This is a genomic window from Pseudomonas sp. GW821-FHT01D09 (genome assembly GCF_059422465.1).
Genome location: NZ_JBWKWY010000041.1, coordinates 1 through 15,464, shown reverse-complemented (window position 1 = coordinate 15,464; position 15,464 = coordinate 1). Strand labels below are relative to the sequence as shown.

Below are 15,464 nucleotides of genomic sequence, written 5' to 3'. Positions count from 1 at the left end.
TGGCCATCAAGGCCGTCACTTCGTCATAGAAGGTCTGCCACGGGGCCTCCAGGGTTTCGGCCATCACCACCTGCTCTTCAAACAACTCGCTGGCCTGCTTGAGGCTGGCCTGGCTGGCTTGGGCCAAGGCATCCAACGAGGCATGGGCGGCCTTGCTGGAACCGAGGGCGTCCTGCACTTTCAAGCCGTATTCGGCCTGGAGTTTTTCCAATTGCTGCAGCAGTTCGTCAAAGCGCGTGCTGGACGATGAATTGAGAAAGCCCTGGCCCAGGGAGTACGCGCCCATGGCCCGGCCTTCGCCCAGGGTCTGGGTGACTTGCGGGGTGACGCTGGTCACCAGTTCGCTGAGTTGGCGTACATCGCCCTGGGCATCGCGGCTCAACCCCGAGTGGCTGGCGATGATCTGGCTGAACATCTGCGCCGTGTTCAGCAATTTGCCGATCAAGGCACTTTTGCTCAGCAGTGAAGATTCCGTTTGCTGGGCCTTGAAGGCGGCGATCATCTCATCGCGCTTGCCCTCGAACACTGCAACCTGCTCGGGGTCGGCGGTCATCGCCTGGAAACCCTGCATGCGCTCAAGTACGCGCTGCTCCAGGGCGGTGATGCGGCTTTCGATATCCCCCGCCTTGCCCGCCTGGCCGAGGGTGGCGTTGATCTGCACCTGATTGTTCAGAGTTTCCAGGTCGCGGCGCAGGATCAGGCTGCTGCCCAGCAGGTCCAGGCTCTGCAACTCAACCTGCGTGCCCTGAAACTCACGCCAGGAGTCGCGTACCAGGTAATAGTTGGTCACCAGCATCGGCAGGAAAAACAACACACTGATCAGGCTGAACTTCATGCCGAAGCTCAGGCGATTCATCAGGGCGATGGCGGGATAGAGCAAGCTCTTCACAGATGAACTCCCTTTTCTTTTATTTTTATTGACGGCGCAGGGCAGCGGCAGAAAGCCACTATTGGGCGCGCTGTCTGTATAGCTTAAATCGGCGGGGAGTTTTGTAACTTAAGGTTAACGCGATCAACGGGGCCTGGCGGCCGACCGATTTTTGAAGCCACTACGGGCTCTTTGTGGGAGCGGGCTTGCCCGCGATAGCGGTGTGTCAGTACCGGATTTTTTGACTGCTACACCGCATCGCGGGCAAGCCCGCTCCCACACAAGCCCGCTCTCACAAGAGCTGTTTTTCAGGGCAAGACAGTCCAGATCGCAAACCCGGCGTACCACAACACGGCGGCGCGCAGCAGCAGTTCCCACAACCGGTCCAGGCTATTGATCCCTTCGGCACCCACCACCGGCGCAGGAATTTCGCCGGCCACCAGGCCCACTTTTTCCACCAGTTGCGCCGCACTGATATCCCAGCTCAGCAGCTCATGCAGCATCACCCGGCTGACCGCGACAAAGTTGCCGACCAAGGCAAAGCTCGCCGCCAATAACCGCACCGGCAACCAGTCGAATGCATGGCGCAATTGCCCGGCACGCTCGACCACCAGCGGGTTCTGCCCGTGTTCACTGGCCAGCGCCAGCAGGCGGTAGGCCAGGGCCACCACCGGGCCGAGGAGGAAGTACCAGAAAATTACCGCAAAAAAGCTCTGGTAGGCCTGCCACAGCAAATGGCCCTGGACCCGCTCCAGCAGTTGCTCGCCGCTGTCCGCGCCAATGCCCAGGTCACGTTCGGCAACATGTTCCGCCGCTTGCAGGTCCCCCCGGCGCCAGGCATCGCGAAACGGCCCCAACTGGCCCAGCAGATCGCCGCGGCCCAGGCTGTAGATCACCACCAGCAGGTGCACCGGCAGCGCCAGCAAGCCATAGGCCACTGGCTCCAGGACCAGCAGCAACAGCCCCAGCAGCGCCACCGGCAGCAATACCAGCAGCACCAGGATCAGCCAGGGTTGTTTGCCCAGCCGCGCGCTCGATTCAAGCCGGGCCAGTTCGCGCAGCCAACGGCCATCGCGCTGTACCCGCGAACGCAAGGCCGAGAACTTCTCGATCCACACCGCCAGCACCAACACCAGGAAACTCATTGTGCATGTCCTCCATCCTGCAAGGCGCCGCGAAAACGCGCCCAATCAAAAGCCGGTCCAGGATCGGTCTTGCGTCCTGGGGCGATGTCACTATGACCGCAAATACGCTGGAGCGTGATTCCCGGGTAAGCGGCCAGCAATTGGCGACTCAGTTCAATCAGGGAGTGGTACTGGGCATCGGTAAAGGGTTGCTCGTCAGTCCCTTCAAGCTCGATCCCCAGGGAAAAGTCATTGCAGGTCTCGCGCCCCTCGAAACAGGAGACGCCAGCATGCCAGGCACGGTCCTGGCAGGAGACAAACTGCGTCACCGCACCGTCGCGCTCAATCAGAAAGTGCGCAGAAACCCGTAAGTCGGCAATGCCTTCAAAGTAGGGATGTTCCGTGACATCCAGGCGATTCTGGAAAAATGCCTGCACTTTGCCTGTGGCGAACTGGGCCGGTGGCAAGCTGATGTTATGCACCACCAACAGGGAAATCTCGCCGCCCGGGCGTTCATTGAAGTTGGGCGATGGGCAATGGGCAATGCCCTGGCACCAACCGCTGGTGGGGTCCAACTGCATACAGGTTCCTTGCGCAAGACTTGAGAGCGCTCAGTATGCCGTGATCCGCCGGGTGGTTGCGATCACTTGGCACGATTGAGTTGGCGCAGGCTGCCAATCACCGACGCCAGCGCACGGTCGAACAACAAGGCATCATCCAGGGTGCGGACCGCGCCACGCTTGAACTCCAGGGCCAGCTCGGTGCAGGTTTTCTCCAGCACCTTGAGGCCGGTACGATTGACAAATATATAGCTGTTGGCCGGCGCGATAATCGCCGTCAGCTTGCAGCGCAGGGTGTTTTCCTCATCTTCGCGAAACTCCACCCAACTGCCGATGCGCAATTGGCGGACCTTGAGCAGGTCGGGATCATCCTCCGCCAGGCTGACCGTCTCGCACGGCAGCGCCGCGCTCGAGTCCTCGCGCACCTCGACCAGCGCCACGCTGGGCAGCGTCGCCCCCTGGAACGCCTGGGTATGCAAGGCCTGTAACTGGATAAAAAACTCGCGGGTGACAAAGGAATCAAACGCCGCCTCGCTCAGCCCATCACGCAGGGCCTTGAGCAATGCGGGCAATTGCTCCAGCAAACGGCGACCGGCCTCGGTGTCCTCACTCAGGCCGACACTCCAGATCAATTCGTCCATGGCCCGCAACCGCGCCTGCCATTGCGGCGAGTGCTGCCCGTGCTTGAGGCATTCGAGCAACAGGACCTGGCTCCAGGCCTGTTGCAGGAACTGCACCACGACATGCGGCAAGACCTTGCCCAACAAACGCTGGTTGACCGCATCGGCGACCCGCTGCCGGGCCTGCTCGGTGCGGGCGCGCCCTTCCTCGGCGTCGCGGGTACGCTGTTCCAGCAGCTCACTGCGGCGGCGCTCGTCCTGGGTAAAGGCGGTGAACTCGTGCAGGAGCACGGAGAAAATCGCCGGGTCATCGACAAAATCGTTCAACAGGCGCTGCACCACCTGCTCGATGCGCACGTACAGGCTGTCGCGTTGATAGTCGTCACGCTTGCCCCACCCCATGGCGGCGGTCCCGATTTCATTGAGCAGGCGCCGCGCCGGGTGGCTGCCACGGCTGAAAAAACTCTTGTCCAGCACGGCCACTTTCAACATGGGAATCTGCAGGCGCGCAATCAGCACCTTGAGGGACTCAGGCAAGGTGCGGTCGTCGAGGATAAACTCGAACAACATGGCGATCAGGTTGATCACATCCTCGTCGGCCTCTTCCACTACCCGCGACTTGCCACTCTTGACGCTGACCCGGGTGAGCAGTTCTTCCAATTGGCGGCGCAGGTCAAAATCGTCCTCGACCGCCGGCTCCGGCACATATTGCTGCAGATGGGACAACAGGCGCAGTAGGTCGCGGGTCGAAATGGGCTGGGCCTGGGCGCTGGCCTCCAGGGTCGGGGCCACGCTGCCGCGTACCGTCAGCAGCAGTTCTTGCAGGGCGGCGAAGACTTGTTGCTCGGCCTCGTCGGCCTGGCCGGCCGCCGGGGCCGCCTCGACGGGCGGACGGGCCCGGCTGGCGCGCTCGCCGGCCCGCCGTGACGGTACGGCCTTGAGTTCAGGCAGCACGCCGGTGGCGACCAGCAACTGGTTGGCCTCGCCGTACAGCAGGTCGGCATCGCTGAGGACGTACTTTTCAAACAGTTTCAAAATGATCAGCTTGACCCGGATCTCCACCCCCAGGCTGCGCCCGGCCCGCAGGAAGAACTCGCAGAGCATCGCCGGGCCCAGGGGGTTTTCCCGGTCATCCAGGCGCTTGCCCAACAACGCGCCCAGACGGGCGGTCAATTGCCCCAGGGCCAGGCCGTCACGGTGCATGACCTTGTCGAGCATGGCCTCCAGGGCCACGGCTTTTTCCAGGTCGTCGGCCGACACACCCGGCGCTGCGTCGTAGGAGACCGTCGGCAACAGCAACTCACCCTGCCCCGCCTGCCCCAGGTTGGCGAACGCGGCAAAGAGCTGCTCCATGAACACACGCTCGAAGTTCTTGCGCTTGAGGCGCAGGTCGCGCATGGCTTCAAAGAAAATATTGTGGTCGGCACTGTTGCGGGCCTTATCGGCCATTTCAAACAGGGTGTCGTCGGCGTTATCGAACAGCTCCTGCAAACCCCGGTCGAGCTGCTGCGTGGCCTTGTCCCGCACCTGGAGCACGATCACGGGCAGGCGGGCGAGCGGCGACGGCATCGCTTGTGCGGCGATCTTATTGATCGGCACCACCTTTGCGTCATTGTGCATGCTGGCCTCCTGGAACGACGGGTTCGGTTTTGTGAACGCTCGCAGCAACCGCCGATGGAATACTGGCGGGGACTGCGATTATCTGTAGATCACCGAGACGTCAAAGCTATGACGCCAATTGCAAGGCGCGAGATTATCTTGCAAATAGCCCCTCTAGCGCCAGCAAACTCTGTAGGCGCTTTGTAATCAGGCAGGTTATGGCGGCATACCTTGGGTTCGGCGCTGCCATGCCCCTATAATCAAGGCACTTTGTATGTGGAGCCCGCTATGCCGAATCTACGCCTCGCCGACCTCACCGCCGAAATCGAAGCCAACGTGCGCCGCGCACTGCTGGAAGACATCGGCAGCGGCGATATCACCGCGCAATTGATCCCGGCCGAACGGCTGGCCAAGGCCACGATCATCACCCGTGATACCGCCGTCATCAGCGGCACCGCCTGGGTCGATGCTGTGTTCCGCCAGTTGGACCCACGGGTTGCTGTGCATTGGCAGGTGCGCGACGGTGAACGCGTCAGCCCCAACCAGGCGCTGTTCCACCTCGAAGGCCCCGCCCGCTCATTGCTGACGGGGGAACGCAGTGCGCTGAATTTTTTGCAGCTGTTGTCGGGCGTGGCCACGCGCGCGCAGTACCTGGCGGACTTTGTCGCCACCACCCAGGTCAAGTTGCTGGATACCCGCAAGACCCTGCCGGGCCTGCGCCTGGCGCAAAAATACGCGGTGACCTGCGGCGGTTGCCACAACCACCGCATCGGCCTGTATGACGCGTTCCTGATCAAGGAAAACCATATCGCCGCCTGCGGTGGCATTGCCCAGGCCATTATTGCCGCCCACAAGATCGCCCCAGGCAAGCCGGTGGAAGTCGAAGTGGAAAGCCTGCAAGAGTTACGCGAAGCCCTGGCGGCAGGCGCCGATATCATCATGCTGGATGAGTTGAGCCTGGACGACATGCGCGAAGCCGTACGCTTGAACGGCGGCAAGGCCAAGCTGGAAGCCAGTGGCGGGATCAATGAAAGCACCTTGCTGCCCATTGCCGAGACCGGTGTGGACTACATCTCCATCGGGGCGATGACCAAGGATGTGAAGGCGGTGGATTTGTCGATGCGGCTCAGTCTCTGAGTCGCTGCACGCCTCAAGCTGCAAGCGCGCCTGGCGACACTTGCGGCTTGAAACCTGCCACTGCTTTTAGACCACCAAATCATTCATCTCGCAGTACTCTTCCCACTCGACACCCAACACCTCGGCCGCCTCTTTGTGTAGGGCCAGGCGTGCCGTCTCGAACTCTTCCGGCGTGGACGTGTACTTGAGGGTCAGTTCCCAAGGCTGGAAGCCCTGGCTCTCGGCCTCGTCCTCGAATGCCCACTGGATCTGGTCGCGCTGGTCATCAGCGCTCAGGTCCTTGATCTCTTCCTTAAGCTGCGGCGACTCCTCGAGGTACTGCTTGAGGGCTGCTGCGTGCCGCACTTCCTGGGTCATTGCTGTCGTGGTCATGTCGTTCTCTTAAGATCGAGGAATGGGGATGCATCTGGGTCATCAAGGTTGCGCAGATACAAAAGAACGGGCATGAATACCGGTTCATCTGGCCTTCAGAACCATTCTGGGATCATCTGAAAACTGTGGTGCCTTTTTGCCCGAGACAGGAATCGAACCTGCGACCTTCGCGTTACGAGTGCGCTGCTCTACCAACTGAGCTACACGGGCGGTGGGCTAAAGCTAGCACTGCATTGGGCGCCCGGCAACTTACCGGATGTGCGGCGCAATGACGCCCTGGACCCAGAAGCGTGGCTGCAGATGGCCTTTGGCAATATCGATGTAGTGTTGGCTGCGCTCGGTGGCGCCTGGCAGGTCGCGGAACACGACCAATACCAGCAACGCCACCGAGAACACCGCCGACGCCTGCCAGGCCCGGTACAACAGCGGTATCGGCTCGATAGCCGGCGTGCGCCACGGATGCAATGCCATCAACCAGCCCACCACCAGCGCCAACCAGAGTTGCGAATAGGGCATCACCATCACCCCATCGACCATGGCCTGCAGCGTTGCGCCCAGCAGCGCGGCAAACAGGCACAGGCGCAGCAGGTCTTGCGCTGACCCTACCGCCCCTTGCCGATAAATGACCATCAACGTGGCCCAACCGCCGCGCAGCGCCAGCAGCGCCACACATAGGGCCGAGGGCACGCCCCATTCGCTGGCCCATTGCAGGATTGCCTGGTGCGGATGGGCAGCAATCGGGTTGGGGATATCGGCAAAGTGCATCGGCCCGAAACCGAGCCATGGCCGTTCGCGGATCATCTCCCAGGCTTGCCACCAGATCACTTCACGACCGGAAAGGCTGGTGGTGAGCCGGTCATTGGAAAGGCTGGCAATTTCCAGCCCCAGGTAACGCGCCAGGGCCGTGAACAACAACCAGTACAAGAACAGCCCGCCGCACAGTGCAGCCAACTGCCAGATCAACCAGCGACGCCCCGCTGCCCCCAGGCAAGCCAGGACGATTGCCGCAACGCCGATGCCCAGCCAGGTGCCACGGGTACCGCCACTGATTGCAATCAACCACCAGGCACACAGCAGGGCGAACACCAGCCCACGCGCCAACCGCGAGGTACTCGCAAGCAGCAGCGGCAACGCCAGCAAGGGCAAGGTAAAGGTCTGGAACTGGCCGTAGAAGCGCTTGTTGGAGAACCCGGAAAGCAGCAGATCGGTGTCCAGTGTCGGTTCGCCATTGGTAAACGCCAGCACGCCTGCATACCCATATTGCAGGACCTTGATCAGGCACAGCAGCAACACAAACAGGATCAGCACCTGATCCAGGGTTTGCTCGCCATTGCGCCGCAACCGGGCAAAAGCCGCGGCAATCACCCCGCAGGTGATCATCAACGCCCACTCGGTCAACGCCCAGAGTGGCTGGTGGGCCCACCACGCAGAGACCAGGCCCAGGCCGAACACCAGTGCCAGGCCGATAGCGGTGGGCTTGTCGACCAGGCGCATGGCAGGAGTCGCCAGGCCATAGAGCAACGCACACACGCCGACGCCGACCTGCATCACACGCTGCCAGTCATGCCCACTGAAGGCCAGGGTGATGCCCAGTAGCAAAAGGCTCAGCGCCACCACCAGGAACACGCTGCCTCGTTGTTGCACGGATAACGTCATGGGCAACCTGTACTTGGGGGCCCGTCATGCCGGGCCCCCGTCACTGATGTGGGTGGCCAGGGCTCAGTTGCCAGCAGCGCAACCCTTGGCCACATACTGCTCGTCAGCATTGGTGGTGCACGTCCAACCGTCACGGGCACTGCGCGCCAGAGTAATGAGCTTGCCCTGGATCGGCGCAGGCGCATCGAGGATCTCGCAGGCGATCGAGCCCGTCCCCGCAGCCACATCACCCGCCACGCTGATCACGCAGTTGGCGGTCGGGCTGGTGCCGCCGATCAGCGCCAGCGTGGGCACCGTGCCCTGGTTGAAGGTGTCTTCAAAGCCCGCCTTCAACGCCGAGATTTCCGCCAACCCCGCCGTGAACTTGGCCTTGGCCTGGTGCTTGGTATACATGGGCAGGCCAATGGTGGCCAAGATGCCAATGATCGCCACGACGATCAACAACTCGATCAAAGTAAAGCCGTTCTGACGCATCACACTCACTCTCCAGAATAAAACCCCATCGCAAGGCACATCCTGCGCCCTGCCCTCAACAACCGCGCCAGTGTACTCATCCGCGCCGGGCCAGGCCCTCATAAGACGCACAATCTGACATTTTTCCCCTGCCCAATAGCCTGACAGACACAGAGGCCTGGCTAAGCTGTCAATCGTCACTTGCCGATGAGCTGCCGCACCCGATGAAGGATGTCACCGTGAACCCCACCGCCACCTACGCCTGGGAAGGCACGCTGCGCAATGGCCGCAAGGTGTCCGGCGAAACCCGTGGCCATAGCCCGGCCGTGATCAAGGCCCAATTGCGCCGGCAAGGTATCAACCCGGTGCGGGTGCAGATGCGCTCCAGCCTGCTTGCCGGCCTGCGCGACCCCATCACCCCAGCCGATATTGCGCTGTTCACCCGTCAACTGGCGACCCTGCTGAAGGCGGGAATCCCCCTGCTGCAAGCCTTCGATATGATTGGCGAAGGCTTTGACAGCCGGGCCATGCGCACGATGGTCCAGGGATTGAAGCAGGAGATTGCCGCCGGCAACAGCCTGACCGGCGCCCTCTTGAAACAGCCGCAGTGCTTCAACCCCCTGTATTGCAGCCTGATCGCGGCCGGCGAACAGGCCGGCACCCTGGAAACCCTGCTGGAGCGGGTCGCCACCCACCTGGAGAAGAGCCAACGCCTCAAGGCGCGGATCAAAAAGGCCATGACCTATCCGCTGGTGGTCCTGCTCGTGGCTACGCTGGTCAGCAGCATCTTGCTGATCCACGTCGTGCCTCAATTTGAAAGCCTGTTCGCCGGCATCGACACACCGCTGCCGCGCTTTACCCTGCTGGTTATCATGCTGTCCGAATTCATGCAGGGCGCCTGGTGGATGCTGTTGCTGGCCCTGGCCGCGACTGCCTGGGGGATACGCCACGGCTACCGTCGACATAGCGGTTTTCGCCTGTGGCTGGATGCCGGTTTGTTGAAACTGCCGTTGGCAGGCACACTGCTGAAAAAAACCGCAGTCGCCCGCTACGCCCGTACACTTGCCACCACCTTTGCCGCCGGCGTACCGCTGGCACAGGCACTGGACTCAGTGGCCGGCGCCGCCGGCAACGAGCGCTTCACACGAGCAATCACGCGGATGCGCCAGGACGTGGCAATAGGCATGCAATTGAATCGAACCATGAGCGCCAGTGGCCTGTTCCCAGGCATGGCGGTCCAGATGACGGCCATCGGCGAAGAGTCGGGCGCGCTGGACAGCATGCTGGAGAAGGTCGCTGACCATTATGAAACGGACGTCGACCATCTGGTGGACAACCTGACCAGCCTGATGGAGCCGCTGATCATGGTGGTGCTGGGCAGCATTGTCGGGGCGCTGGTGATCGCCATGTACCTGCCGATCTTCCAGCTTGGCACGGCGTTTTGAACATGACCCTTGGCCAACTCCTGATCCTTCATCCCTGGCTGTTCGTCTGGGCTTCCCTGGTACTGGGGCTGATCGTCGGCAGCTTCCTCAACGTGCTGGTGTGGCGCCTGCCAACCATGCTCGAACGGGACTGGCGCGCCCAGGCCCATGAAATACTCGGCCTGCCCCCCGAACCCAGCGGCCCGACCTATAACCTGCTGCACCCCAACTCCTGCTGCCCACACTGCTCGCAGCCGATTCGCCCCTGGGAAAATATCCCGGTGCTCAGCTACCTGCTGCTCAGGGGGCGCTGCGCACGGTGCCACGGCTCCATCAGCCCACGCTACCCGCTTGTCGAACTGGCCTGCGGGCTGCTCTCGGCCTTTATTGCCTGGCACTACGGCTTCGGCTGGCCGGCCGCCGGGGTGCTGTTCTTGAGCTGGGGCCTGCTGGCCATGAGCCTGATCGACGCCGATCACCAACTGCTGCCGGATGTGCTGGTGCTGCCACTGCTGTGGCTGGGGCTGATCCTCAATTATTTTGAACTGTACGTAACCTTGCCCGATGCTCTGCTGGGCGCGGTCGTTGGTTACCTGAGCCTGTGGTCGGTGTTCTGGCTGTTCAAGTTATGCACAGGCAAGGACGGCATGGGCTATGGCGACTTCAAGCTCTTGGCCATGCTCGGCGCCTGGGGTGGCTGGCAGATCCTGCCACTGACGCTGCTGCTGGCCTCGCTGGTAGGCGCGATAGCCGGGGTGATTGTGTTGCGCCTGCGTCATGCGCAGACGTCGACGCCCCTGCCTTTTGGTCCCTATCTGGCAATTGCCGGCTGGATTGCATTGCTCTGGGGTGGTCAAATAACCGACTTCTATTTGCAGTCTGTCGGTTTCAGATGACCACTTCTGTCGCAACACCCTGGATTCTTGGCCTGACGGGCGGCATCGGCAGCGGCAAAAGCGCTGCAGCCCAGCACTTTATCGACCTTGGCGTGGACCTGATCGACGCTGACCACGCCTCACGTTGGGTGGTGGAGCCCGGCCGCCCGGCGCTGGCCAAGATTGCCGAACACTTCGGCGGCGCGATCCTGCTGCCCGATGGCCAGTTGGATCGCGCGGCCTTGCGCCAGCGCATTTTCCAGGCACCGCAAGAACGCCGGTGGCTAGAGGCCCTGCTGCACCCGCTGATTGCCGACGAGATCCGCAACCACTTGGCCCGCGCCCGCTCGCCCTATGCGATCCTGGTATCGCCGTTGTTGATCGAGTCGGGCCAGTCCGCCATGACCCAGCGCATCCTGGTGATCGATGTGCCGCAAGCAACACAGATTCAGCGTACCCTGCTGCGCGATGGCATCAGCGAAGAACAGGTGCAGGCGATTCTCAAGGCCCAGGCCTCCCGGGAAGAGCGCTTGCGCCATGCCGACGATGTACTGGTCAATGACCAGGACCTGGCCTGGCTACAGGCCGAGGTCGAGCGACTGCACCACTTTTACCTTACTTTGCGTGGAGGCCGAACATGAGCCAACCCTTGACCGTCGAATGCCCAACCTGCGGCGCACCCGTGGAATGGAAAGCGACCAACCTCAACCGGCCATTCTGCTCGGATCGCTGCAAACTGATCGACCTGGGCGCCTGGGCTGCGGAGGAACACAAGATTCCGGTCAGCCCGGACGCTGAAGACGAACTGTTCTCCGAAGACCTGCCACCGCGGGCCCACTAAGGTCGCATAAAGCCGTAGTCCTGCTGGTCGTCGAGGTTTTCTGCAAGAAACAGCAACTCGTCGGCCAGGTCTTCGGCACTGCGTACGCCCTTGCTCTGCTGCACCACCGCACTGAGCAAGGCGCGCAGGCTCAAGCCCGGGTCAAAACCGATTTCCTGTGCCGCATCCTGGCTTCTGCGCAACTCCTGCCGTGCCCACTCGTACACACTCATGATCGTGCTCCTGGAAGTTTCGCAGAGCATGCGACCACTTTTGCGTTCCGCCTTTGATTTGGATCAAGGGCGTGAATTGTCATCTTTCCAGGGCGCCGAGAGGTAGCGCGTACGGTTGAACGTCTCCAGCCACTCCGGGCAAAACACCACCAAGGCACTGATCACCATGCCGTTGATAAAGGCTTCGGGAAAGATGATCAACCACAGGTAACCGATAAAATCCTCGATCCACTCGGGCATGGCAAAGCGGCCGTCCAGCCACAGCAGGCCCAGGCCAGCCAACAGGCACAGCAACGCCGACAAGGCGGCGGCAAAAAAACCGGAACAGAAGATATACACAAAGGGATTGCGCGGCTGCGCCCGCTCCACCAGCAGCGCGCACGTCTCGGTCACCAGTACCGGCAGCAGGACCAGCAGCGCGCCATTGACCCCGACCGCCGCCAAGTCCTGGCGCCCGAGCAGCACAAGGCCCAATTGCGCCGCTAGCCCACCGACAATTGCCAGGGGCCAGTCGAGTAGCAGGGTCACGGCGGTCATGCCGATAAAGTGGTAGGACACCCCGCTATCGAAGTCCCGGCGCACCAGCCACAACATAAACAGCGCGAACACCGTGCCAAACAACAGATGCTGGCGCCGCCGGTCGGCAAACAGCTCGACCCAGGACGAGCGCAGGATCGCCCAGACAATCACCGGTGCATACAGCAGCCAGCCCAGCCGCAGGGTTTGCGGCGCCAGCATGGCGGCACTGATCACGGCTGTACCTGCTCCAGGGCCTGGCGCAGTTCGGCGGCAGAGGCGTACTCATGGCGCGCGACCAGCTTGCCGTCCTCCAACTGCAACCACAGCACTTTATCCACAGGCGCCGGATAACGCACAGCGATCCGCGCATCACGGTCGAGCATCACCCGGTAGTTATAGGCCTGCATCGCCGGGACGGCGAAGAGCTTGGCAATCAGCCTTGGCATGCGCTGGATATCGGCGACAAACACCACATGGCGTGCCTCCAGATACCCCTTGGGCCGGCCCTGCAAGGCCGCATCCACCTGCTTGGCGGCGTCCATGCTGCGCGCTACCAGCAGGACCTGCGCCTGGTTATCCAGGGTATAGGCCTGGTCGAACTGGTCGAGCAGGGTCCACGGCGCCAGCCGCTCCCCCAGCTCAACCGCTTGGGCCCAAAGGGGCAAAAAGCTCAGCAACACCGCAACCCAAAACTTCACCGCGAACTCCTTGTGTAAACCGTCAACTGAAGCGCCAGTCTACACCGAGCCTTTTCACACGGGACTTCCTGCGGTCATCATTTGAACGCTAAGCTGCAAGCATGGATGACTCAGATTATTTGCGCCTGCTCACCATAGCGGCCGAACAAGCCAACGCGTTCCTGTCCAATGCCCGCAAATGGGAGCGTGAGCGTTGGGTCTGCCAGCGCCTGCTGCAAGGCCTGAATGTGCCCTACCGTGCCGAAGAGTTTCATGCCGCCGGTCAAGAACCGCCGGACGTGCTGTTTCGCGATGCCAGTTTCGAGGTGTTTTTTGTCCTCGACGAAGGCCGGCGCCTGAATGACGAATGGCGCGACGAACTGCTGCGCCGGCGCAGTGCTTTTTCCCTGAGCCAACTGGTACGGCGCGAGGCCAAGCCCAGGCGCATTCCCGCCCATGAGTTCCTCCTGCGCCTGGCGCCGACCTTGCGCAAGAAGGCCCATAACTACAAAGAGCGCGGCATGGACCTGGGAGAGCTGGATATCATCGCCTTTGCCAGCCTCAAGCGCGAAGTGCTGGACCTCAACAGCCATTTCCCACCGCCCACCGAATACCTGCGCCAGGGCTGGCGCTCGCTGTCATTGGTCGGCCCGACCTTTGCGCGGGTGTTATTCGCCCACCCGGACGCACCGGATTTCTTGCGCAACAACCTGGGGCGCAGCATAGTGTTCGACGTGGGTATCAGCCTGTAACGTGATCCCCCTCAGCAACGTCTACCTGACGAGGCCTTTATGACCAGCCGCCTGAACCCTGACGACCAACAACATGTCGAAGAGTACCTGCAACTGTCCCAGCACCAGGTTGAGCGCAAGCCTTTCCGGCCGTGGCTGCTCCTTGGGGTGGTACTGGTTGTGGTGATTGCCCTGGGCTTTCTGAGCCGCCTTTTGAGTTACCTGACGCTATGAGCTGCCTGGCGCTCGCTCGGGTAACCGCACCGATTTCTTTTAGCCTTGCGAGATACCCCCATGACCCATCGTATTATTATCGTCGGCGGCGGCGCCGGCGGCCTGGAGTTGGCTACCCGTCTGGGTAAGACCCTGGGCAAGCGCGGCAGCGCCAGTGTCACGCTGGTGGACACCAACCTGACCCACATCTGGAAGCCCCTGTTGCATGAGGTGGCCGCCGGTTCGCTGAACTCCTCTGAAGACGAACTCAATTATGTTGCCCAGGCCAAATGGAACCACTTCGAGTTCCAACTGGGGCGCATGAGCGGGCTTGATCGTGAACAGAAGAAGATCCAGCTGGCCGCGACCCTTGATGAAGAAGGCCGCGAGCTGGTGCCCGCGCGCGTGCTGGGTTATGACACCCTGGTGATTGCCGTCGGCAGCACCACCAACGACTTCGGCACCGAAGGCGCGGCACAGCATTGCCTGTTCCTCGATACCCGCAAGCAGGCCGAACGTTTCCACCAGCAATTGCTCAACCACTACCTGCGCGCCCATGCCGGGCAAACCGATGTGGTGGAACAGATCAGCGTGGCAATCGTTGGCGCCGGCGCCACCGGAGTCGAACTGGCCGCCGAACTGCACAATGCCGCCCACGAACTGGCGGCCTATGGCCTGGACCGGATCAAGCCGGAAAACATGCACATCACCCTGATCGAAGCCGGCCCTCGGGTATTGCCAGCCCTGCCAGAGCGGATCAGCGGGCCTGTGCATAAAACCCTGGAAAAACTTGGCGTGACGGTCATGACCAACTCGGCCGTGAGCGAAGTCACCGCCGAGAGCCTGATTACCAGCAGTGGCCAGGTGATTCCCGCCAGCCTCAAGGTGTGGGCCGCCGGGATTCGCGCGCCAGGTTTCCTCAAGGATATCGACGGCCTGGAGACCAACCGCATCAACCAACTGCAGGTGCTGCCAACGCTGCAGACCACCCGTGACGAGAATATCTTCGCCTTCGGTGACTGCGCCGCCTGCCCGCAGCCAGGCACCGACCGCAACGTTCCACCACGGGCGCAAGCGGCGCACCAGCAGGCGTCGCTGCTGGCCAAGTCCCTGAAGTTGCGCATCGAAGGCAAGGCACTGCCCAGCTACAAGTACACCGACTATGGCTCCCTGATCTCGCTGTCGCGTTTTTCGGCTGTGGGTAACTTGATGGGCAACCTGACCGGCAGTGTGATGCTCGAAGGCTGGCTGGCGCGGATGTTCTATGTGTCGCTGTACCGCATGCACCAGATGGCGCTGTACGGGTTCTTCCGCACGATGATGCTGATGCTGGGCAGCAAGATTGGCCGAGGCACCGAGCCGCGGCTCAAGCTCCACTAACAACGCGGTCCCGGGTGGGGCTGCTCAATGTGGGAGGGGGCTTGCCTCTTCCCACATTTGATCGAGGTAACTTCAGCTTTTGCACAGGCCAAAAAAATCCCCGTATCTTTCGATACGAGGATTTTTAATATGGTCGGGGTAAGGGGATTCGAACTCCTGACATCCTGCTCCCAAAGCAGGCGCGCTACCGGACTGCGCTATAC

Annotated in this window: 17 protein-coding genes and 1 tRNA gene; 8 read left to right on the top strand and 10 right to left on the bottom strand. The window is 61.8% G+C overall.

Features of this window, described 5'->3' with window-relative positions:
* Positions 1 to 1,176: 1,176 nt before the first annotated feature.
* The 3 genes from ampE to AC07W7_RS24630 all read right to left on the bottom strand — a co-directional run bounded on the left by ampE (position 1,177) and on the right by AC07W7_RS24630 (position 4,792).
* Positions 1,177 to 2,013 (bottom strand): regulatory signaling modulator protein AmpE, encoded by an 837-nt coding sequence (gene ampE / locus AC07W7_RS24640; protein WP_076963607.1) that lies wholly within the window; start codon positions 2,011 to 2,013, stop codon positions 1,177 to 1,179.
* A complete protein-coding gene (gene ampD, locus AC07W7_RS24635) occupies positions 2,010 to 2,573 on the bottom strand; it encodes a 1,6-anhydro-N-acetylmuramyl-L-alanine amidase AmpD (protein ID WP_076963606.1) in 564 nt (187 codons plus the stop codon). The genes ampE and ampD overlap by 4 nt, the downstream gene beginning before the upstream one ends.
* A 62-nt stretch (positions 2,574 to 2,635) precedes the next feature.
* Positions 2,636 to 4,792, bottom strand: coding sequence for a DUF1631 domain-containing protein (locus AC07W7_RS24630; protein WP_169866044.1), 2,157 nt, complete (start codon positions 4,790 to 4,792; stop codon positions 2,636 to 2,638).
* 267 nt (positions 4,793 to 5,059) lie between these two features.
* On the opposite strand from AC07W7_RS24630, the gene nadC reads away from it, so the two are divergent.
* Positions 5,060 to 5,908 carry a carboxylating nicotinate-nucleotide diphosphorylase gene (gene nadC, locus AC07W7_RS24625; protein ID WP_099167521.1) on the top strand — a complete coding sequence of 283 codons (849 nt, stop codon included), beginning with the start codon at positions 5,060 to 5,062 and terminating at the stop codon, positions 5,906 to 5,908.
* A gap of 66 nt (positions 5,909 to 5,974) precedes the next feature.
* Here nadC and AC07W7_RS24620 read toward each other — a convergent pair whose 3' ends face one another.
* The 4 genes from AC07W7_RS24620 to AC07W7_RS24605 form a co-directional block, all read right to left on the bottom strand.
* On the bottom strand, positions 5,975 to 6,280 hold the full coding sequence (locus AC07W7_RS24620) for a DUF6388 family protein (protein WP_076963603.1): 306 nt from the start codon (positions 6,278 to 6,280) through the stop codon (positions 5,975 to 5,977).
* Positions 6,281 to 6,417: 137 nt separating this feature from the next.
* Positions 6,418 to 6,490: transfer RNA gene (locus AC07W7_RS24615), tRNA-Thr, on the bottom strand.
* 39 nt (positions 6,491 to 6,529) lie between these two features.
* Positions 6,530 to 7,936, bottom strand: a complete 1,407-nt coding sequence (locus AC07W7_RS24610) for an O-antigen ligase family protein (RefSeq protein WP_495040288.1) — start codon at positions 7,934 to 7,936, stop codon at positions 6,530 to 6,532.
* A gap of 63 nt (positions 7,937 to 7,999) precedes the next feature.
* Positions 8,000 to 8,410, bottom strand: coding sequence for a pilin (locus AC07W7_RS24605; RefSeq protein WP_076963601.1), 411 nt, complete (start codon positions 8,408 to 8,410; stop codon positions 8,000 to 8,002).
* 218 nt (positions 8,411 to 8,628) lie between these two features.
* Here AC07W7_RS24605 and AC07W7_RS24600 point away from each other — a divergent pair, with 218 nt between their 5' ends.
* From AC07W7_RS24600 to yacG, 4 genes are read left to right on the top strand one after another with little or no spacing between them, the layout of a single operon-like run.
* Entirely contained in the window at positions 8,629 to 9,834 is a 1,206-nt protein-coding gene (locus AC07W7_RS24600; protein ID WP_495040287.1) for a type II secretion system F family protein, read from the top strand.
* A gap of 2 nt (positions 9,835 to 9,836) precedes the next feature.
* Entirely contained in the window at positions 9,837 to 10,709 is an 873-nt protein-coding gene (locus AC07W7_RS24595; protein ID WP_099167515.1) for a prepilin peptidase, read from the top strand.
* Positions 10,706 to 11,329, top strand: a complete 624-nt coding sequence (gene coaE, locus AC07W7_RS24590; RefSeq protein ID WP_169900958.1) for a dephospho-CoA kinase — start codon at positions 10,706 to 10,708, stop codon at positions 11,327 to 11,329. Before AC07W7_RS24595 ends, coaE begins: the two co-directional genes overlap by 4 nt.
* On the top strand, positions 11,326 to 11,529 hold the full coding sequence (yacG, locus tag AC07W7_RS24585) for a DNA gyrase inhibitor YacG (protein ID WP_032861907.1): 204 nt from the start codon (positions 11,326 to 11,328) through the stop codon (positions 11,527 to 11,529). Before coaE ends, yacG begins: the two co-directional genes overlap by 4 nt.
* Here yacG and AC07W7_RS24580 read toward each other — a convergent pair.
* The 3 genes from AC07W7_RS24580 to AC07W7_RS24570 all read right to left on the bottom strand — a co-directional run bounded on the left by AC07W7_RS24580 (position 11,526) and on the right by AC07W7_RS24570 (position 12,958).
* Positions 11,526 to 11,741: a hypothetical protein gene (locus AC07W7_RS24580; RefSeq protein ID WP_076963597.1), complete on the bottom strand. Its 216-nt coding sequence runs from the start codon at positions 11,739 to 11,741 to the stop codon at positions 11,526 to 11,528. The two genes, yacG and AC07W7_RS24580, sit on opposite strands and share 4 nt — an antisense overlap.
* Positions 11,742 to 11,804: 63 nt before the next feature.
* Positions 11,805 to 12,494 (bottom strand): energy-coupling factor ABC transporter permease, encoded by a 690-nt coding sequence (locus tag AC07W7_RS24575; protein WP_495040286.1) that lies wholly within the window; start codon positions 12,492 to 12,494, stop codon positions 11,805 to 11,807.
* A complete protein-coding gene (locus AC07W7_RS24570; protein WP_495040285.1) occupies positions 12,491 to 12,958 on the bottom strand; it encodes an FAD/FMN-containing dehydrogenase in 468 nt (155 codons plus the stop codon). The genes AC07W7_RS24575 and AC07W7_RS24570 overlap by 4 nt, the downstream gene beginning before the upstream one ends.
* A 101-nt stretch (positions 12,959 to 13,059) precedes the next feature.
* Here AC07W7_RS24570 and AC07W7_RS24565 point away from each other — a divergent pair, with 101 nt between their 5' ends.
* The 3 genes from AC07W7_RS24565 to AC07W7_RS24555 are packed head-to-tail and all read left to right on the top strand — an operon-like array spanning position 13,060 to position 15,261.
* On the top strand, positions 13,060 to 13,689 hold the full coding sequence (locus AC07W7_RS24565; RefSeq protein WP_029292005.1) for a DUF1780 domain-containing protein: 630 nt from the start codon (positions 13,060 to 13,062) through the stop codon (positions 13,687 to 13,689).
* 39 nt (positions 13,690 to 13,728) lie between these two features.
* A complete protein-coding gene (locus AC07W7_RS24560; RefSeq protein WP_076963594.1) occupies positions 13,729 to 13,902 on the top strand; it encodes a DUF3094 family protein in 174 nt (57 codons plus the stop codon).
* Positions 13,903 to 13,962: 60 nt separating this feature from the next.
* Complete coding sequence (locus tag AC07W7_RS24555) at positions 13,963 to 15,261, top strand: NAD(P)/FAD-dependent oxidoreductase (RefSeq protein WP_076963593.1); 1,299 nt, start codon at positions 13,963 to 13,965, stop codon at positions 15,259 to 15,261.
* Positions 15,262 to 15,464: the final 203 nt, after the last annotated feature.